This is a genomic window from Kribbella sp. VKM Ac-2569 (assembly GCF_004216905.1).
Taxonomy (GTDB): Bacteria; Actinomycetota; Actinomycetes; order Propionibacteriales; family Kribbellaceae; genus Kribbella.
In genome coordinates this window covers 1,433,338-1,452,862 of sequence record NZ_SGXJ01000001.1, presented here as the reverse complement: position 1 = coordinate 1,452,862, position 19,525 = coordinate 1,433,338, and the positions used below count along the sequence as shown (strand labels likewise).

Sequence of the window (19,525 nt, the reverse complement as noted above, 5' to 3'; positions counted from 1 at the left end):
GGTGATGATGAAGGGTCTGGCCGGCCGTGGTGGTCTGTACGGGCTGCTGGTACTGGCTGCGGTCGGGGCACTGTTCCCGATGGTCTGGTTGCTGATCGGATCGCTGCAGACGAGCAGTGAGTTGTACCGCGGCAAAGATCTGCTGCCCGCGAAGCCGCAGTGGTCGAACTACGTCACTGCGTGGACCGACGGCGATCTCGGCACCTACCTGCCGAACAGCATGATCTACACGGTTTCGGCGGTCGCCGGCATCCTGGTCGTCGCCAGTCTGGCAGGGTACGCGCTGGCCCGGATCGAGTTCCGGGGCAAGGCCGCGGTGACGTTCGCGTTGCTGGCGGTGATGATCATTCCGGCGCCGGCGTCGTTCATCGCGCAGTACAAACTGATGGTGATGCTGGGACTGACCAACAGCCGGGTCGGCTATGTGCTGATTCTGATCTCGGCGGGCATTCCGATCTCCGCGCTGATCATGCGCGGGTTCTTCGCGAACCTGCCGAAGGATCTGGAGGAGGCGGCCGCGATCGACGGCAGCTCGGCGCTGAACACGTTTGCGCGCGTCATTCTCCCGTTGGCGCGACCGGGCCTGATCGCAGTCGCGGTGATTCAGGGGCTCGCGGTGTGGAACGAATACCTGTTGGCGCTGGTCCTGTTCGACGACGACAAGTTGATGCCGGTGCAGCGCGGGTTGATGAACTTCGTGTCTGCGGAGACGCCGGTCCAGAACATTCTGCTGGCCGCCACGGCGATCTCCGTTCTGCCGGTGGTCGTGTTCTACGTCTTCGCCCAGCGGCAAGTTGTACAAGGGATCAGTAGCGGAGCGGTCAAGTAGGCTTCGTGGGTCGGAGGGAGGTGGAGAAGAGTTGGCCGAGGAACCTGTGCCCGTAGTGCGGGCTACTCTCACCGATGTTGCGCGCGCTGCGGGGGTGTCCCGGCAGACGGCGTCACGGGTGGCTCGCGGTGGCGAGAACGTGAACAAGCGGACGGCGGCCCGGGTTCGGCGCGTGATCAAGGCGCTCGGTTACCGGCCCGATCCGATCGCGCGGGCGTTGTCCACGGGGCGAGGACTCAGCGTGGGCCTGCTGACCCATCAGCTGACCGACCGGCAAATGGGGCTCGGTGCGATCTCGATCATGATCGGCGTCGAGCAGGCCGCGGCCGAGTTGGGGCTCGGCGTCAGTGTGGCCACGTTCGCGAGCTTCGATCGGGCGACTGTGCAGGACGGGATCGATCGGCTCGCCCGGGCCGGATGTGACGGGGTGATCTTCATGGCCCCGTGGGTGTCGGCTGCGAAGACGTTGCGTGCGCTGGACACCTCCTTGCCGTTGCTGTCCACCAGTGAGGTTCCCGACTACGACGGTCCCGCCGTTCACGCTGACGCAACCAAGGCGTCCGCGGACGTGGTGGATCATCTGCTGTCGCTCGGACATGAAACCGTTCATCACGTCGCCGGTCCGCTCGACTGGACCTCCAGCCGTCTTCGTCGACGCGGCTGGGAGAGCGCGCTACGGAACGCCGGTGCCGAGATTGCGGAACCGCTGGCCGGCGACTGGACCGCTCACTCCGGATATGAGGCCGGCCGGCAGTTGGCCGAAGATCCTTCGGTGACGGCGATCTTCGCCGCCAACGACGAGATGGCCTTGGGAGTCGTCTACGCACTCACCGAGGCTGGACGCCGGGTTCCAGAAGACGTCAGCGTCGCGGGCTTCGACGATGCTCCTGGGTCGGACTACCTTCGTCCACCCCTAACGACGGTGAGGGTCGACGACGCCGAGTACGGTCGCCAGGCTGTCGCGCAACTGATGCTTCAGATCAACGGCGAAGCAGCGGCTCCGGCGACCATCCTGCCGCATCAGCTGGTCATCCGCGCCAGTACTGCGCGCAGTCCGCGCCGGAAGACATGAGTCCTTCTCCGGACCGTCTACGGATCGACAGCGGTGGCGACCAGTTCACTGTGTCCGGCCCGTCGCCAAGACTCTCGTGGCGGGTTCCGCGGGCGTTCACCAGCCAATCGGCGTACGAACTCGAAGCAACCGTCGACGGCGCCCCGCTCGCTCGTGTCACGCTAGCGTCGGCCGAGCACCTGTTCATCCCGTGGCCGTGGATGCCGCTCGAAAGCTGTCAGCGGGTGACGTGGCGCGTCCGCGTGCACGGTGACCAGGGCTTGTCGGACTGGTCCGATCCAAGCAGGTTCGAGGTCGGACTCCTCGACAGCGACTGGATGGCTCAATGGATCTCTCCGGTCGAAGGTGCCGACGAGGGCTATGGCAAGCGACCTGCATACGTGCTGTCGACGCGGTTCGAGCTGTCGGCCGACGTGGCGTCCGCGCGGCTGTATGCCACCGCGCTCGGTGTCTACGAGGCGTTCGTCAACGGCCGGCGGGCCGGTAGCGCTGAGCTGACGCCCGGCTCGACGTCGTACGACCACACGCTCTACGCGCAGGCGATGGACGTCACGGAATCCCTTCAGCCGGGGAGCAACCAGCTCGAGGTCTTGCTGTCGGACGGCTGGTACCGCGGCAAGACAGGCGGCTTCCGCCTGCCGTCCGGATGGGGTACGACGACGGCCGCGCGGCTGGAGCTCCACGTTGGGCACCATGACGGATCCCGGCAGGTCGTTCGCAGCGACGGCACGTGGACCAGCTCACGATCGAGGATCGCTCGCGCCGACCTCATGGATGGGCAAGCGGTCGACCTCGGGCCGCTGCCCGACGTACGGCATGCGGTGCTGGTCGACCAGGTCGTTGCTCCTGACATCGATTGGTCACCCGCGCCGCCAGTGCGGCGGATCGAGTCCCGGCCGCCAGTCACGATGCGGCGCACCGGCGCCGGGAGCTGGGTGGCGGATTTCGGTCAGAACGCGTCGGGCTGGATCTCGCTTGCCGACCTCGGCCCGGCGGGAACTCGCACGATCATCGACTATGGCGAGTTCGTCGGGACCGATGGTGATCTGACTACCGCTCATCTGGACTCCGTCCTGCCAGAGGGCGGGCCGGTCCGGTTCGTGCAGCGTGACGAGGTTGTGTCCGCGGGCGACGGCGAGGTGTTCGAACCCCGCCACACCGTGCATGGGTTCCAGTACGCGCGATTGCGGCGCGACGACGGTCGGGTGATCGTCCCAGCGAGTGTGACGATGCACGTGGTGCACTCGGATCTCGCCCGGACCGGAACGTTCGAATGCAGCAGTGCCGACCTGAACCGCCTGCACGACATCGCGGTCTGGAGCTTCCGTGGTAACGCAGTAGATGTGCCCACAGACTGCCCGACGCGGGAGCGGATCGGCTGGACCGGTGACTACCAGATCTTCGCTCCCGCGGCGACGCGGCTGTACGACGTTCTCGGGTTCAGCCGGAAGTGGCTTCGTTCGGTCCGGGACGACCAGTTGCCCGATGGACGAATCGCGAACTTCTCACCGGACGGCCGACGTACCAAGCTCAATCTCGAGGATCGCCTGGCCAAGACCACCGGATCGGCCGGCTGGGGCGACGCGATCGTAGCGGTCCCGATGGAGCTCTACGAGGCCTACGGCGATGGTGAGGTTCTGTCGGAGAACTGGGACGCGATGGTTCGCTGGGTGGAGTGGTGTCTTGATGCCGCCCGCACCCATCGGCATCCCTCCCGGATCGAGCGCTCGGCCGAGCCGCTGCCCCACGAACAGTTCATCTGGGACGGCACGTATCACTGGGGCGAATGGGCCGAGCCTCCGCCCAAGGCACCCGGTGGAACGCCGATCGAGCCCAGTCGGGAGGCGTGGCTCAAGGCGGACAAGGGCGAACTGGGAACTGCCTACCTCTACCGATCGACCGTGACCCTCGCGCGGATCGCCGAGATCCTTGGCCGGCCCGCGGACGCGGCGCGTTACGCCGAGGTCGCGCGTCGGGTGCGCGATGCCTGGCGCACGGAGTTCCTCGACGGGTCCGGGCGGACGACAGGCGATACCCAGGCCGGTTACGTGCGGGCCTTGTGGTTCGGCCTGATTCCGGAGGACCTGCGACAGAGCGCCGTACGACGGTTGGTCGAACTGATCCGGGCCGCGGGCAACCATTTGGGGACCGGATTCCTGTCCACGGCGCAGTTGCTCCCGGTGCTCGCCGACCTGGGGTACGGCGAGGTTGCCTATGACCTGCTCTTCCAGCGCACGTCCCCGTCCTGGTTGACGATGCTGGACCGCGGGGCGACGACGATCTGGGAAGAATGGGACGGGATCGACGACAACGGGAACCCGCATGCTTCCCTCAACCACTACAGCAAGGGCGCGGTCGTCCACTTCCTGCATACCCACGTTCTCGGCCTCCGGCAGGCCGAAGGTTCCGTTGCCTGGGAATCATTTGTCGTCGCCCCGGTTCACCATCCGGAGATCACGTGGGCCGAGGGCTCCTACGAAAGTCCTCAGGGCCGCATCGACGTCGCCTGGCGCATCGAGGGCGGAAGCTTCCACATCACCGTCGACGTACCGCCAGGCTCCACCGCCGAAGTCGTCCTCCCGGACGGCGAAAAGGCGACGCTTCCGCCCGGGCATTTCAGCGCCGTGCGATCCGCTTCGTCAGGGACGGAGTAGGACCTTGATGGCTTGGCGGGTGTCCATGGCGCGGTAGGCCTCCGGTGCCTGCTCGAGCGGAAGGGTGAGGTCGAACACCTTGCCCGGGTCGATCCGCCGGTTCCAGATCAAGTCGATCAGCTCCGGGAGGAACTGCCGGACCGGGGCCGGCCCGCCGTGCAGGTGGGCGTGGGAGAAGAACAGTTCCTGCCCGTCCAGGGTGACGTCGTGGGCCACGCCGACGTACCCGACGTGGCCGCCGGGGCGTGTGGAGCGGATCGCCTGCAGCATCGACTCCTGGGTGCCGACCGCCTCGATGACGGAGTGGGCGCCGAAGCCGTCGGTGAGGTCCTTGATCTGCCGTACGCCGTCGTCGCCGCGCGCGGTGACGATGTCGGTGGCGCCGAAGTCGAGTGCGAGCTTCTGGCGGGACTCGTGCCTGCTCATGGCGATGATCCGCTCCGCGCCGAGCTGTTTGGCTGCAAGGACACCGAGCAGGCCGACCGCGCCGTCGCCGACGACGGCAACCGTCTTGCCGGGTCCGGCTTGGGCCGCGACGGCCGCGAACCAGCCGGTGCCCAGTACGTCGGAGGCGGTGAGCAGGCTGGGGATCAGGTCGTCGTCCGGCATGCCAGGGGTGGCGATGAGTGTGCCGTCAGCCAGCGGGACCCGCAGCCGTTCGGCCTGGGCGCCCATGGCGTTCATCCACTCCCTCTGGACACAGGCGGTCTGGTAGCCGGCGCGGCAGAGTTCGCAGGTGTTGTCGGAGGCGGAGAAGCCGCCGACGACGAACTGGCCGGGCTCGAGGGTGGTGACGTCGCTGCCGATCTCCTCGACGATCCCGACGTACTCGTGGCCGATCGGGGAGGGTGCGTCGATGGGTTCGGCTCCGCGGTAGGGCCACAGGTCGGAGCCGCAGACACACGTCGCGGCCAGCCGGACGACGGCATCGGTCGGCTTCAGGATCTTCGGATCCTCCCGCTCCTCCACCCGGAAGTCACCCGGGGCGTGCATCAAGACACCGCGCATGATCGTTGTGCTCCTTGCTGTGATGAGGTCATCGGCCGTGGTACGTCCAGGTAACCGGCTCTCGGGGTGGGTATCGAGTTACTGGTGAAGGGTGTACTGGCAGTGCATCCCTTTGGGGCGGCGGTCGACGTACTGTCGTGGTGTGGACAACCGTGACGAGGTCCGCGAGTTCTTGGTCTCGCGGCGAGCCAGGCTCAGCCCGGAGCAGGCAGGGGTGCCCGCGGGCAGCAGGCGCAGGGTGCCTGGACTGCGACGTAGCGAGGTCGCCACGCTGGCTGATGTCAGCGTCGAGTACTACGCCAAGCTTGAGCGCGGCAACCTTTCCGGCGTCTCACCCGCCGTGCTGGAGGCGGTTGCGCGGGCGCTTCAGCTCGACGAGGCCGAGCGTGCCCACCTGCTCCATCTGGCCCAGGCCGCCGAAGGCTCCGACACGCTCGCCCGGCCCCGAGTGCGCTCCAGCAGCCAGTGGACCCCGCACTCGAGCTTGCAGTGGACCCTGGACGCCATCACCGCCGGGCCGGCGTGGGTCGCCAACGGCCGCTTGGACGTCCTCGCCGCCAACGCGCTGGCCCGCGCCTTCTACGCCGACCTCTACACAACGAGCGGCACGAAGCCGCCGAACATGGCCCGCTTCCAGTTCCTCGACCCCGCGGCCCGCCGCTTCTACCCCGACTGGGACCACGTCGCCGACATGACTGTGGACCTGCTGCGTACCGAGGCCGGTCGCAACCCGCACGACAAGGACCTCCACGACCTGGTCGGGGAACTCTCGACGCGCTGTGACGACTTCCGGACGCGTTGGGGCGCTCACAACGTCACCCGTCATGGGACCGGCACCAAACGCTTCCATCACCCGGTCGTCGGCGAGCTCACGTTGAGCTGGGAAGCCCTGGCCATGACGTCGGAGTCCGGCCTCACCCTCACCGTCTACACCGCCGAACCTGGCTCACCGTCCGAGGAAGGCCTGCAATTGCTGGCCTCCTGGGCCGCCTCCCACGAAGACGCCTCCGAAACGCAGGCCCTCTGATATGGCACTCGTCATGGTGACCGGGGCAGCCAGCGGACTCGGGTACAACACGGCGCAGGCGTTGGCCGACGACGGGCATGACGTGGTCGTTCACGTCCGCAACGAGTCCCGCCTCAGGGATCCGGACCGGTGGAAGGGCGTGGTGATCGGCGATCTCGCCCGGGTGGACGAGATCCATCACGTTGCTCGGCAAACCTCCGGCTTCGGCCGCTTCGACGCCGTCATCCACAATGCCGGAGTCATGGGCTCTCCCGACGTGATCACGGTCAACGTGGTCGCGCCGTACCTGCTGACAGCGTGGATGGACAAGCCCGGCAGGCTGATCTACCTCAGCAGTTCCATGCATCGTGGCGGCTCTACCGACCTGCGGCGGTTGTCGGCCGGCGGTACGTACTCCGACAGCAAACTGTGGGTCACCACCCTCGCGCTGGCGCTCGCATCGCGCTGGTCGGGAACCTCTAGCCACGCGGTCGATCCCGGTTGGGTTCCGACCCGGATGGGCGGCGCCGGCGCACCGGACGACCTGACCGCCGGACACGAGACCCAGGTGTGGCTCGGCACCCACGACGACGTGACCCCGAGCAGCGGCGGCTACTGGCACCACCGGCAGACGCAGACATCACACCCAGCATGCGAAGACGAAGACTTCCAGGCTCAGCTCATCAAGGCCTTGGAAAGCCACACAGGTGTTCCACTCGCCTGATGCGGGATGTTGGGACTCGAACCGGTCGTAGTGTTACTCACCGCCGAAGAGCGAGGAGCGATCTGATGGGGATGACAGTGCGGCCTTTGGGGAGTACCGGCTTGCAGGTGACGCCGGTCTGCGTCGGCACGAGCCCACTGTCCAACATGCCTGGGTTGTACGGCTACGAGGTCGCCGTCGAGGTCGCCACCGCCACGATCGACAAGGCTCTGGACGGACCTGTCAACTTCCTGGACACCTCGAACAACTACGGGGCGGGAAGGGCAGAAACGCTGATCGGCGAGGTCCTGCGCCGGCGCGGCGGTGTGCCCGCAGGGTTCGTTCTCGCGACAAAAGTCGATGCGGATGCTGCGACCGGCGAGTTCGACGGCGAGCGAGTACGGCGCTCCGTCGAGGAAAGCCTCTCCAGACTCGGTGTCGATCACGTGGAACTGATGTACCTGCACGATCCTGAGGCCCACCTGACGTTCGAGCAAGCCATGGCCGACGACGGCCCGGTGGCAGCACTCGCCGATCTTCGCGAGCAGGGCGTCCTCGGGCATATCGGTGTCGCGATGGGTGACCTGGACATGCTGGCGCAATTCCTGCGGACCGGTGTCTTCGAGGTGGCGTTGAACCACAACCACTACACCCTGCTCGACCGCAGCGCGGACGCGCTGATCGAGGACGCCTGCCGGCGCGGCATCGCGTTCGTCAACGCAGCGCCGTACGGCGGTGGAATCCTTGCCAAAGGCCCGGAAGCTCAGCCCAAGTACGCCTACCGGCAAGCATCGGATGCGGTCCTGCAAGCGGTCCGCGGCATGCAGGAGGTCTGCTCCCGCCACGACGTACCGCTGCAGGCCGCCGCCCTGCAGTTCTCACTCCGGGACCCCCGAATCGCCTCCACCGTCGTCGGCGTCTCCGACCCGGCCCGCATCGACGAGACACTCGCGTTCGCCGCAGCCGACCTACCCGAGCACATCTGGTCCGAACTCACGTCGCTCACGCCAACGACCGACCTCTGGCTCAGCTGATACGTCGTACCGCCGGACGAGCATCTTCCAGCGTTCAGACTTTCAGTTCGCGGATTGTGAGGGCGCGGAAGGTTGCCTCGCCGTCGTTGACGAACAGCCGGATGCGGTCGTCGCCCGGTAGTGGGAAGACACGATGCGAGTGCACGTCGCGACCCTCGTCGATGAAGTACTCGACGCTCGAGCGGTCGACGAGCACGCGGATCGCGAGTCGCCCGGTCGAGGGGTTGATCGGCGTCTGTGTCTCGCCACCTGTCGGGTTGACGGTGGGGCGCCGGTTGACGTAGGCGAACGGTCCGTTGAGGAAGGCGCCGACTGCCACGTGCCGGCCGCCCTGCGGTCCGCGGCGGAGTTCGAATCCGATGTTGGACGGTGACGCCGCGGGGCTCCAGACCAGTTCGCACGAAAGTTCGTACGCCGTCGCACGCAGGTCCAGGTCGCGCACGCCGGACAGCTGTACGTCGCCGATCTGATGCGTACGGGTGACGTAGTTCCGCAGCGCTGCCGTCGGGGACGAGGCGAGCGCATAGCCCGCGCCGGTCCGCAGCAGCCGGACGTCGCGCGTGATCATGTCGTCGCCGTTGTAGCCGTCGGTGACCAGTGAGGGGGTGTTGTGGGGGTAGTCCCAGAAGTTGGCCCAGCCGATGGCGTGCCGCAGCGTGGGGTCCTCGTTCCCGTTCGTGTCGTGGTGTGGGTAGGTGACGGCGCCGTAGAAGTCGAATCCGTGGTCGAGCCACCGGGGCTCGTCGGCGTCAGGTACGAACGTCGCGCCGTTGAACATCCCGGTCCAGTACGCGTACGTCGCCGGTAGGCCACGAGACTTGCCGTTCGCGCTGACGCCGAGCACCCAGTGGGTCGTGCCGTCGTCCGCGGTCATTGTGAAGAGATCGGGGCATTCCAGCACTCCGATGTCGGTGCGTACGAACTCGCCGACACGTTGCCACGCATGCAGGTCGGGCGAGGAATAGAAGCCGACACGCTGCCCCTCGGCGTTGGCGAGGATCCACCGCGAGCGGTCGGCGTCCCAGATGATCTTCGGGTCGCGGAAGTCGGGAACGCCTGGATTCGGCAGCACCGGCTCGGTCGGTCCGGGCTGGAAGGTGCGGCCGCCGTCGGAGGAATGCCACAGGTACTGCGCTTGCACGCCCTTCGGCGCCTGGGTGACGAGCGCGATGACAGCGCCGTTCCCGTACCCGGCGGTGCCGTGCTCGTCGACGACCAGGCTGCCCGACCAGCAGTCGCCGTTCCCGTTGCTGTTCTTGGGAATCGCGATGCCGTGGTCACGGAACTGCACGTGGTCGCGCGTCGTCGTACGCCGCCAGGCCGTGCCCGCGCCGCCGTTGATGTAGTCGGCGTTGTAGAGGTAGTAGTACAGGTATTCGCCGTTGAGGTAGATGGGCCGCTGGGGGTCGTTCTTCCAGTTGTCGGGGACAGAGAAGTGGAATGCCGGGCGGTAGGTCGTTGACGCGCGTGGTGCTCCAGGTGCGGCACCGCTCGGTCCTGGCGCGGCGTCGGCCGGAGCGCTGAAGAACGCTGCGGCTGCGCCTCCGAGTGCGAGGCCGCCCACGACGCCGCGGCGGGAGATGTGCTGGGGATTGGTCATCGGATCGCCTTTCCTGGTTGCTTGTGCTGGTCGGGCTTCTGTCAGCGCGGCTTCCGCTGGCTTCTACCTGGGAATGGGGGAAATGGCTCATGTGGCTCGACCTGGTACCAGTAGGCGACGGAGGAGATGTCGTCGCTCCGCTCGAAGAGATCTGGTCCCACCTGGCCGATCTGCTGCACGGTGACCCGTAGGTCTTGCTCGAAGTGGATCGGGTCCGGCAGGTGCCATCGGTACATGCCGTGCACGGGCGCCATGGCCGTGGCGTACACCGCTTGTTTCGAGGTGTCGCGGGTGGCGTAGTGCGGGTAGCCGGAGAAAGGCGCGCTGAAGGTGAGGACGTTGGGCTCGACGCCGGAGCTCAGCTGGTCCTGGAAGGCCCAGGCACCGCCGGCGTAGTCCTCGGTGCCGGTTCCGCAGATCGTGGGGTATTCGTCGTCGCCGTCGAGGTAGAACTTCACCTCGCCCTCGCCCCACCAGTAGCGCTCGAGGGCGGTGACGCTGAGGAAGGTGCCGACGTACGCGCCGCGGCCGCGGATACCATCGACAATGGTGTAGTCGATGCCTGGCCGGGTGGGGTTTTGCCGGCGCCATTGGGCATGAAACCGGCCGGTGTCGGCCGGCAGGGGTTCGCCGAGTTGGTAGTCGATCTGGAAGAAGAATCCGCCGACTTCTACTGGGTGTTCGTTGGTGATCGTGATCCGTGCGGAGGTGCCGAACGGCATGGGGAAGTAGCAGTTCATGCCGCCGGTCGGCGCGACGGTGATCGGTGCGGAGGTGACGAGCGCCCGGGTTCCTGCGCCGCAGCAGAAGAAGTCGCCGATGGGGACCTCGACCGAGGGCGTGTCTTCACCGTCCCAGTAGGCCCGTAGGACGAGGTCGCGGAGGACGAAGCCGACCGCCTCGGTGTGGTTGGGCAGGGTGAACCACAGATGGGTGATGCGGCCGCTGCCCTCGATCTGGGCGAGTTCGGTTGTTTCGCCCGCCGGCAGGGTCAGGCACGGTCTGCCCTTTCGCCCGGCGCCGAGCTGGGAGGCTGCTCGGCCGCCGGCTCCCTTGGCTCCGGTCGGGTTCTCGGCGGTGATGGAGCGGCTGACCACGCCCGGCCGGATGAGTGGTGCGAACTCGTACAAGTCGTTGTCTCCTTGTCAGGGCCGCAGTGGGCGTGGGCCGGTCCAGATGTCGGCCATGGTCCAGGCGTCGAGTTGCTCGAGGAGGACAGAGCCTCCCGACACGCGCAGGGATATGCCGGTGGCGTCCGGCCGGGTGGGATAGATCCGCGCGGTGAGAGCTCGGCCGTTGGCGAAGATCTCCAGCACGGAGTGGTCGATGACGACCCGCAGTTCCACTCGCCCGTCGACCGGAATCGGTAGTGCGCCGGCTAGCGGTGCCCTGTCGACGTCGGGGTCCTGGCTGCTGTTCGATCGGTCGAGCCGTAGTTCGCCGGTTGTTCGGTCCAGGGAGATGACCGTGCGTTCGGAGCCGTCTGGTGAGCAGCGAAGCGCGATTTCGGCGCAAGCGCCGTCGGGAATGACAAGCTGCGCTTCGATGTCCAGCTGGTCGCCTGCGATGCCCGTAAGCCCGATGGCTGGTCCGGGCTCGAGTGTCTGCGGCTGCACGGTCACGTGGTTACGGCGCAGCGCCGCGACCTCTGTGACGGGGGCCTGGACGACCTGGCCGTCGCTTCCGATCGTCAGCTGTCTCGGCAGCGACATGGCGCCGGACCAACCGGCCCGCTGGGTCGCACCGTCGGTTCGGCCTTCCTGGATCCAGCCGAATGCGACCCGCCGCTCCGTGGAGTCGGTCATCGTCTGCGGAGCGTAGAAGTGCCTCAGACCGTAGTCGAGCTGGTGCAGGGACGTGGCAACGAACTTGCCGTCGGCGTAGTCGCCGACGTAGTACGCCGGATAGTGCGTCGTTCCGTTGTCCCAGACGGAGAAGAGCAGGATGTGCCGCTCACCGAGCGCGAAGAGATCGACGCATTCCCACATGGTGCCGGTCCACAGCGAGCCCGGTACGTCGACCTCAGCTGAGTGCAGCGGGCCTTCGTATCGCCACCGGCGCAGGTCGGGGGAGGTGTAGTGCAATGCGGCCCCTCCACGCCCGGTGATGCCGGCGCCCATGAGTTGGTGCCACTGGCCGTCCTCGTGCCAGACGCAGTGGTCGCGGTAGGCGACCAGGTCGAGGTCGCTGGGCGGTTCGGGGATCACCGGGTTGCCGGGCTCCTTGCGCCAGGTGCGCAGGGTTGGGTCGCCGGTTGCCAGGCAGGCGCGCTCGTACCCGTCGCGACGACCTGAGTAGACCAGGGTGGGGACGCCGCCGTCGTTCACGAGTACGCCCGACCAGCAACCGTCCGCGTCCGGTCCGTCCTCGGGGGTGAGGGCGATGGGCTCGTCGTGCCAATGCACGAGGTCTGTGCTCACGGCGTGGCCCCAGTGGATCTGCTCGTGCCGCGCGGCGTCGGGGTTGTACTGGTAGAAGACGTGATAGGTGTCGCCCCACTGGGTGAGTCCGTTGGGGTCGTTCAACCAGCCGCCGGGGGAGACGAAGTGGAACCGGGGCCGATGAGGGTCCTGCCAGGCCAGTTCGCCGAGGTCGCCGGCGGTCGGCAGCGTGGTCTCGTGCGTCATCGCACTCCTCGCCGCAGGCTCGGTGCAGCGGCGGTGACGCTGGCCCCGTCCGCGTACAGCCCGACCCGTCCGGGTCGTCGGGTGTAGAGGCGCCCGCTGAGCGCGACCTGATCGTTGATGTAGGCAACCAGGGCAGTGCCGTCGACGACGATCCGGTACCGGATCGGGACACCTGGCTGGATGTCGAGTGGCCGGTCGAGTTCGGGCATGTGGTCGACGTACCAGTCGCGGTAGCCGCCGATCTTGCCGAACTGGACCGCCTGCCGGTCGGGCTTGAAGCGCAGGAAGTATCCGGTGTCGCCAGCTGCGTCTACTCGCAGTAGGACACCCGCTTCGCCGGCGTTCGTGTTGAAGGTGAGTTCTCCTTCGATGAGGCAGCTCGACGGCATCTCCTCGCCGTACGCCTCCGAATAGGCAGAGGGGGAGTCTGCGTGGTACCCGTCTGGTGTGGCGACCCAGCCCGATCCGTTCAGCTGAAGTTCCGGCCGGCTCGGCTGTCCGAAGGCGGCGGTCAGGGTCTGCGGCATCCGTACACCCAGGGTTCCGTCGTCGTTCTGCACGACCTCGTGAACGGTGAGGCTGCCGCCCCACTGCCAGTCACCGTCGTCGGAGTCGCCGACCTTGCTGGGATTCCAGCCGAACAGGTACCTGCGCCCGTCCTCGTCGCCGGCGGACTTCGCGGCGTAGAACGCGCGGTTGTCGAACAAGTTGTCGGCCGGGGTGAGCCACGGGCCATGCGGCGAGCGGCTCATTGCGTACCGGGTGGCGGTGCGCGTGGTGTATTCGGAGAACACCAGGTAGTACCAGTCGCCCATCCGGAACAGGTCGGGGCACTCGTGACCGTGATAGCGGCCGGGCGCGTAGAACGGCTTCTCGACGGTCCAGTTCGACAGGTCGTCGCTGGTCAGCAGCGCCGTACAGCCGCGGCGCGAAGCCGGACCGTTCGCTGTGCGCGCAGCGACCAGCATGTTGTACCGGCCGGTGTCGGGATCCTTGTAGACGAACGGATCGCGCCAGTCGTGGCGCTCGTAGAGCGACTCGTCAGCGTAGGAGACCTCGCCGGCGACCTTGGTCCAGCTGATCAGGTCCTTGCTGGTGGCGTGCAGGATGGCCTGCTCGCGGTGAGCTTCGTCGCGGAAGTACGGGTTGATCCCGGTGTAGAAGATGTGGTGCAGCCCGTCGTCATCGGTGACGACCGACCCGGTGGCGACGGTGAGGTCCTGGTCGTCGATGGTTTCCTTCGACAGGGCTTCGCCGTGGTCGGTGAAGGTGACGAAGTCGTCTGTCGAGACGTGGTGCCAGGGGCTGCCGATGCCGTACGAGTCCTTGTCGCGGTAGTCCCGAAGGTAGAACACGTGGTAGCGGCCGTCGGCGTAGAAGGGGATGCAATCGCCGACGACGCCCGGGACGGGCTTGTAGAAGATCTGCACGAGGTTTCCAAACTGTCGAGGGGATCAGTGGGAATACGGGTCGGCGGCATCGCGCAGCCCGTCCCCGACGAAGTTGAACAACACGACGGCGAACACCAAGAAGGCGGCCGGTGCCAGCAGCCAGGGGTAGTTGGCCACCACGGTGACGTCCTGGGCTTGCTGCAGCAGCGTTCCCCAGCTGACGTCGGGCGCGGCGATGCCGAGCCCCAGGAAGCTCAGCGTCGTTTCGCCGAGGATCATGCCTGGGATCGCGAGGGTGACGTGGACGACCAGGAAGCTGGTCACGCCGGGCAGCAGGTGTCTTCGGATGATGGCCAGGTGGCCGGCCGAGGAGATCCTGGCCGCGGTGACGTAGTCCTCCTCCCGCAGCGACATCACCTTGCCTCGGACCACTCGCGCCAGCCCGGTCCAGCCGACCAGGGACAGGATCAAGGTGATCGCGAAGTAGGTCTGGATACCTGACCAGCCCTGGGGAATCGCCGCCGACAACGCCATCCACAGGGGGATCAGCGGGATGCTGATGATGAAGTCGATCAGCCGCTGGATCACGGAGTCGACCCAGCCACCGAAGTAGCCGGAGATGCCGCCGAGGACGACGCCCAGGACGAAGCTGAGGAACACACCCCCTAGTCCGACCAGCAGCGACACTCTGGAGGCGTGGATCAACCGGGAGAACAGATCCCGGCCGAGGTGATCGCTGCCCAGCAGGAACATCGGGCGCCCTTCGGTGCCGAAGAGCCGGTGTTCCAGCGGAATGACGCCGGCGAGCTTGTACGGCGGCGTCTTCACGAACAGTTTGATCGAATATCGTTTCGCGTCGTCCGGCACCATCTGCTTGTACTGGAACGTCGCAGGGTCCAGCTGGTTGCGGGTCTCGTAGATGAAGGGCATGTGCCACTTGCCCTGCTGGTCCATCAGGTGCACCCGGGTGGGTGCGGTGTACTGCGCATCACCGAAACGTTGCAGCTTGTCGTACGGCGCGACGAAATCCGCGCACAACGCGACGGCGTACATCGCGATGAGCAGGATGAGGCTCGCGGTGGCGAGGCGGTGCTTGGTGAATCTGGCCAGCACCAGTCTCGACTGTGAGGCGTCACGTAGGCGCTCTTCGATCTGCCGCTGGCGCCGGCCGCGAGCCGACCGGTGGTGTTTGAGCAGTTCAGCGCCGCGGTGGTTGACGTAGTGAGTGGCGGTGTCGGTCATCGCGTCCTCCTTACTCGTACCGGATGCGGGGATCGAGAACGGCGAGCAGAACATCGGAGGCCAGGGTCCCGACCACAGTCAGAGCGCTGAGGATCATCACCAGTGCACCGATCAGATACATGTCCTGGGAGAGGATGGACTCGAGCAGCACCGGGCCGGTGGTCGGGATGTTGAGGACCTTCGAGACCACCACCTCGCCGCCCACCAGCGCCGGCAACATCCACCCGATCGTGCTGATCAGGGGGTTGATGGCGATCCGGACCGGGTAGCGCATGACCAGCTTCCACTCCGGCATGCCTTTCGAGCGTGCCGTGGTCACGTACTGCTTCTTGATCTCGTCCAGCAGCGACGCGCGCAGCACGCGGACCACTCCCGCCGCGCTGGTCACCGCCAGGACCATCAGCGGCAGCCAGAGGTTCTTCATCATGTCGACGAACTTCGCCACCGACCACGGCGCCGCCCGGTACTCGGGCGAGAACATGCCGGTCACCAGCCAGCCGGTCTTCTCGTACACCACGTACATCAGCACCAGCGCGAGGAGGAATCCGGGGACCGCCAGACCGACAAAGCTGATGAACGTGAACAGGTGGTCCCAGATCGAGTACTGGCGTAGCGCGGAGTAGATGCCTATGGGGACCGCGATGAGCCAGGTCAGCAACATCGCGGCCAGGGCAATGCCGACGGTGCGCGGGACTCGCTCCTTCAGGATGTCCACCACTGGACGGTCGTAGAGGAACGAGTTGCCGAAGTCGCCGTGCGCGATGTGTCCGACCCAGAGGCCGTACTGGACGTAGACGGGCTTGTCCAAACCGTACTGGGCTTCGACCGAGGCGCGCTGTCCCGCGTTGACCGAGCCGCCCTGGAGTTCCAGGTTGTGCACATAGGTGTCCACGAAGTTGCCCGGGGGCAGCTGGATCACCGCGAACGAGACGACCGAGATCAGAAACAGGAACGGGATCAGGAGCAGAAGCCTGCGGAGCACGAACCGAGCCATCAGACTGCCTCCCTACCGGCCATTGGTGGCTCACTCATCGGCGAACCACATCGCCTCGGCGTTGATGTAGGTGTCGAGCTCGTACGGCGAGCCTTCCTTCTGCACGTTCCGCAACCGGGCGTCGACGATGTTCGGCGTGACTCGCACACCGGCCGTGGGGATGAAGACGTAGTTCTGCCGGAACCACGTCATCAGGTCCTCATACGCCTTCTTGCCGTCGGGCGACTCGGGCGGGAACGCCTTCCGGGCGGTGTACAGCTCGTAGAACTTCTGCAGGTGGGCCGGCGGCTTGCGGCCCTCCTTGCCGTTGGAGGTGAAGTAGGTCCACGTCGCCGGCGACCAGGGCCCCTTGCTGGCCGGAAGGAAGTCCTCGGACATTCCCGAAGCCCACGCCGGGCCGTCGTTCCAGGCCATCGACGCCATGATCTGGTTGGCGGCCTTGCGCTGGTCGAACAAGGTTCCTTCGATCCGCTCGATCTGGACGTTGATTCCGACCTGCCCCAGTTGTTCCTTCAGAAGTTCTGCGACCGGGTCGAAGTCCGGGGATCCGGCCGAATGGGTGAGCCGGAATACGAAAGGCTTGCCATCGGGGCCGAGCCGGAACCCCTTGCTGTCGGTGCGGTTCATGCCGACCTCGTCGAGCAGTTGCTTGGCCAGCCCGGGATCGTGGCCCTGCCACTCCGGCCCGGGCTTGCTGTAGAGCCCGAAGTACACCGACTTGCTGATCCCCTCGGGGTCGATCGCGGCCTCGATCGCCTTGCCGAAGCGGTGCGCTGGATCCGCCATCAGTTTCTGCCAGGTATTGCCCGGGTCCTGGTACTGGTAGTCCTGGTTCAGATAGACGACCAGCGGGTTGTTGAACGACTTGGTGGTGAAGACCCTGAACTTCGATCGCTCGGCATTCTGCTTGTAGACCGGCATCTTGTTCAGGCTCACCTCGCCACCCGAGGCCACCGACACCTGGCCGCCCAGGACGGCGTTGGTGAGCGCGTCGGTGTCGACGACCCTGTCGATGACGACCTGGTCGACGTACGGCAGCTGGTGCCCGGACTTGTCGACATGCCAGAAGTACGGGTTGCGGTCGTACACGCTGCGGTTCTCGGTCGACTTGGTCAGCACCCACGCGTTCAGCGTCGGCATCCCCAGCGCCCGCGGGTCACCGACGTCCCAGTGGAGGACGTCCTTGTAGGTCAGCAGTTGCACCCAGTTCGCGCGCCGGGTCGACTTCACCAGGCCGGCCAGCGATGCCGGCTTGGCGTACTTCTGATGGAACTGCTTGAGGTAGTGAGCCGGTTTGAACAGATCGTTGTAGTAGGGGATCCACGAGTTCAGATCGGCGATAAACGATCCGTAGGGACGGGAGAAGCCCAGCTCGAAGTTGTACTGGTCGACGATCTTCAGTTTGGCGGGACCGAGGTTGGCGTTGCCCTGGGTGTAAAGCTCGGTCGGCCAGGGCGTCTGCACGAACTTGTCCTGGTACATGTCCTCGAAGGGGAACCGCACATCCTCGGTGGTCAACGGAATCCCGTCGGACCAGCGCAGCCCCTTGCGGATGGTGAACTTGAACGTCTTGTAGTCGTCGCTGTGGGAGAACGCGCTCACGATGTTCGGCGCGCTGACCTCCGTCGACTGGCTGGGGGAACGGAGGATGGTGGCGCCGCCGGCGATGTTGAGCCACCCGCTCGGGAAGGTCGCAGCTCCCTTGAAGGTGCCGCCGTACTTGCCGTCCTGCCAGTCCATGTACTCGTTCTGGATCAGCGTGCCCGGACCGACCACGAACGGTTGCTCCGGCAACCGCTGGTCGATCGGCGGAAGCTTGCCTGCGGCCACCTTCTCCGCCAGCGCCGGCGGCTCGATGAACCCGCGCGCCGAGCGTGGGCCTTCGTTGGCTGCCTTGACCTCCACCGGTTTGTCGTCTCCCGTCGTCTGCCGGACAACGACAAAGCCCACCGCGAGGGCGACGACGACACCCGGCGCGACAAGACGCCTGATCTTTCGGTTCATCTGCGATCCAACTCCTTGATGATCAGCGCCTGCTGCGGCGGCTGTCAGGGGAAAGCGCGGGGCGGCCACGGCCCCGCCCCGGCGGCGCGGTGACGTGCACGCGTCCGGGGCGCCCGCCGATCGGTGGCAGCGGGTGGTGGCGTCTCCGCAGCGGTCGTGCGGATGAGCTAGGTGTTACGATTTAGTAAATTGATACAACGGGTGCCAGAGGCCGTCAATAGGTGGGCATCTTTCCGTTGTACAGCTGGCAGATCTCGGCCATGAAGGCTTGACAGGGCCGACACTCCACTCAATCCTTTTACTAAATCGAGTGGAGGAGTGCATGGCGTCAGAGAAGTCCTCGCGGCCGACGATGGCTCAGGTGGCGAAGCTGGCCGGCGTCTCGCCGACCACGGTGTCGCTGGTGATCAACGACGACCCGCGGGCGAAAAGCATCTCGGAGCCGACCCGGGATCGGGTTGCGGCAGCGGTGAGGTCGCTCGGCTATCGCCCGAACCATGCCGCCCGCGGCCTGCGCACGCAGAAGTCCGAGACGCTGGGTTTCATCACCGACGAAATCGCCACGGCGCCGTTCGCCGGCGACACGATCCGTGGTGCCCAGGACTACTCGTGGAAGCGCAACCACCTCCTCACGGTGCTCAACACCGGGGGAGACCCCGCGATGGAGGAGGCGTCCATCGAAATGGTGCTCGGGCGCCAGGTCGACGGCATCATCTTCGGTGCGATGTACACCCGTGAGGTCTCGCCTCCGCGCAGCCTCGAAAGGACTCGTGCGGTCCTGCTGAACTGCTATGCCCCGGGGACCAGTTACATCTCGGTGATACCGGCAGAGAAGGAAGGCGGCCGCACCGCCACACAGATTCTGCTCGACGCCGGCCACCGCCGGATCGGCTTCATCAACGGCCTCAGCACGACCTACGCGGCCAAGGAACGACTGAAGGGCTACCGGCAGGCCCTGCGCGACAACGGCGTCAGCTACGAGCCGAGACTCGTCCGCAACGGCAACTATCACTCCGACAGCGGCCACCTGCACGCCCGGGAGCTCCTGACCGGGGAGGATCCGCCCACCGCACTGTTCTGTAGCAGTGACCGGATGGCCGTCGGCGCGTACTACGCGGTCATGGAGCTGGGTTTGTCGATCCCGCGTGACGTCTCGGTCGTCGGCTACGACAACCAGCTCGAACTGGCGGCGTACGCCAGCCCGCCGATGACGACGATCCAGCTGCCCCACTACGAGCTGGGCTACACCGCGGCCAGGTACCTCCTCGAAGATGCGCCTTCGAACGGGTCGGCCGGCACCGTCCACGAGATCGAGTGCCCGGCCGTGATCCGCGACTCCGTGGGACCGCCACCCAACTGAC

At 66.4% G+C, this 19,525-nt stretch carries 15 protein-coding genes; 7 read left to right on the top strand and 8 right to left on the bottom strand.

Features of this window, described 5'->3' with window-relative positions:
* Positions 1–4 precede the first annotated feature (4 nt).
* From EV649_RS06720 to EV649_RS06710, 3 genes are read left to right on the top strand one after another with little or no spacing between them, the layout of a single operon-like run.
* Positions 5–829 (top strand): carbohydrate ABC transporter permease, encoded by an 825-nt coding sequence (locus EV649_RS06720; protein ID WP_157996194.1) that lies wholly within the window; start codon positions 5–7, stop codon positions 827–829.
* 46 nt (positions 830–875) lie between these two features.
* Positions 876–1,901, top strand: coding sequence for a substrate-binding domain-containing protein (locus EV649_RS06715; protein WP_347233131.1), 1,026 nt, complete (start codon positions 876–878; stop codon positions 1,899–1,901).
* Positions 1,898–4,555 (top strand): family 78 glycoside hydrolase catalytic domain, encoded by a 2,658-nt coding sequence (locus EV649_RS06710; RefSeq protein ID WP_130381521.1) that lies wholly within the window; start codon positions 1,898–1,900, stop codon positions 4,553–4,555. The genes EV649_RS06715 and EV649_RS06710 overlap by 4 nt, the downstream gene beginning before the upstream one ends.
* Here the strand turns inward: EV649_RS06710 and EV649_RS06705 are convergent.
* On the bottom strand, positions 4,541–5,563 hold the full coding sequence (locus tag EV649_RS06705; RefSeq protein ID WP_130381519.1) for a zinc-dependent alcohol dehydrogenase family protein: 1,023 nt from the start codon (positions 5,561–5,563) through the stop codon (positions 4,541–4,543). The genes EV649_RS06710 and EV649_RS06705 overlap by 15 nt on opposite strands.
* A 142-nt stretch (positions 5,564–5,705) precedes the next feature.
* On the opposite strand from EV649_RS06705, the gene EV649_RS06700 reads away from it, so the two are divergent.
* The 3 genes from EV649_RS06700 (at position 5,706) to EV649_RS06690 (ending at position 8,306) form a co-directional block, all read left to right on the top strand.
* Entirely contained in the window at positions 5,706–6,590 is an 885-nt protein-coding gene (locus tag EV649_RS06700; RefSeq protein ID WP_130381517.1) for a helix-turn-helix transcriptional regulator, read from the top strand.
* Between the two features lies 1 nt (position 6,591).
* Positions 6,592–7,293: an SDR family NAD(P)-dependent oxidoreductase gene (locus EV649_RS06695; protein ID WP_130381515.1), complete on the top strand. Its 702-nt coding sequence runs from the start codon at positions 6,592–6,594 to the stop codon at positions 7,291–7,293.
* Positions 7,294–7,358: 65 nt separating this feature from the next.
* On the top strand, positions 7,359–8,306 hold the full coding sequence (locus EV649_RS06690; protein ID WP_198682337.1) for an aldo/keto reductase: 948 nt from the start codon (positions 7,359–7,361) through the stop codon (positions 8,304–8,306).
* 34 nt (positions 8,307–8,340) lie between these two features.
* Here the strand turns inward: EV649_RS06690 and EV649_RS06685 are convergent, their stop codons facing one another.
* The 7 genes from EV649_RS06685 to EV649_RS06655 are packed head-to-tail and all read right to left on the bottom strand — an operon-like array spanning position 8,341 to position 18,164.
* Positions 8,341–9,906, bottom strand: coding sequence for a glycoside hydrolase family 32 protein (locus EV649_RS06685; protein ID WP_130381513.1), 1,566 nt, complete (start codon positions 9,904–9,906; stop codon positions 8,341–8,343).
* Positions 9,907–9,947: 41 nt separating this feature from the next.
* Positions 9,948–11,036 (bottom strand): glycoside hydrolase family 172 protein, encoded by a 1,089-nt coding sequence (locus tag EV649_RS06680; RefSeq protein ID WP_130381511.1) that lies wholly within the window; start codon positions 11,034–11,036, stop codon positions 9,948–9,950.
* A 15-nt stretch (positions 11,037–11,051) separates the two neighbouring features.
* Positions 11,052–12,533, bottom strand: a complete 1,482-nt coding sequence (locus EV649_RS06675; protein WP_130381510.1) for a glycoside hydrolase family 32 protein — start codon at positions 12,531–12,533, stop codon at positions 11,052–11,054.
* Positions 12,530–13,963 carry a glycoside hydrolase family 32 protein gene (locus tag EV649_RS06670; protein WP_130381509.1) on the bottom strand — a complete coding sequence of 478 codons (1,434 nt, stop codon included), beginning with the start codon at positions 13,961–13,963 and terminating at the stop codon, positions 12,530–12,532. The genes EV649_RS06675 and EV649_RS06670 overlap by 4 nt, the downstream gene beginning before the upstream one ends.
* 24 nt (positions 13,964–13,987) lie before the next feature.
* Positions 13,988–15,166 carry an ABC transporter permease gene (locus EV649_RS06665; RefSeq protein ID WP_130381508.1) on the bottom strand — a complete coding sequence of 393 codons (1,179 nt, stop codon included), beginning with the start codon at positions 15,164–15,166 and terminating at the stop codon, positions 13,988–13,990.
* Positions 15,167–15,176: 10 nt separating this feature from the next.
* Complete coding sequence (locus EV649_RS06660; RefSeq protein WP_130381507.1) at positions 15,177–16,160, bottom strand: ABC transporter permease; 984 nt, start codon at positions 16,158–16,160, stop codon at positions 15,177–15,179.
* 30 nt (positions 16,161–16,190) lie between these two features.
* Positions 16,191–18,164 carry an ABC transporter substrate-binding protein gene (locus EV649_RS06655; RefSeq protein ID WP_130381506.1) on the bottom strand — a complete coding sequence of 658 codons (1,974 nt, stop codon included), beginning with the start codon at positions 18,162–18,164 and terminating at the stop codon, positions 16,191–16,193.
* A gap of 322 nt (positions 18,165–18,486) precedes the next feature.
* On the opposite strand from EV649_RS06655, the gene EV649_RS06650 reads away from it, so the two are divergent.
* On the top strand, positions 18,487–19,524 hold the full coding sequence (locus tag EV649_RS06650) for a LacI family DNA-binding transcriptional regulator (protein ID WP_130381505.1): 1,038 nt from the start codon (positions 18,487–18,489) through the stop codon (positions 19,522–19,524).
* The last annotated feature ends 1 nt before the right edge of the window (position 19,525 follow it).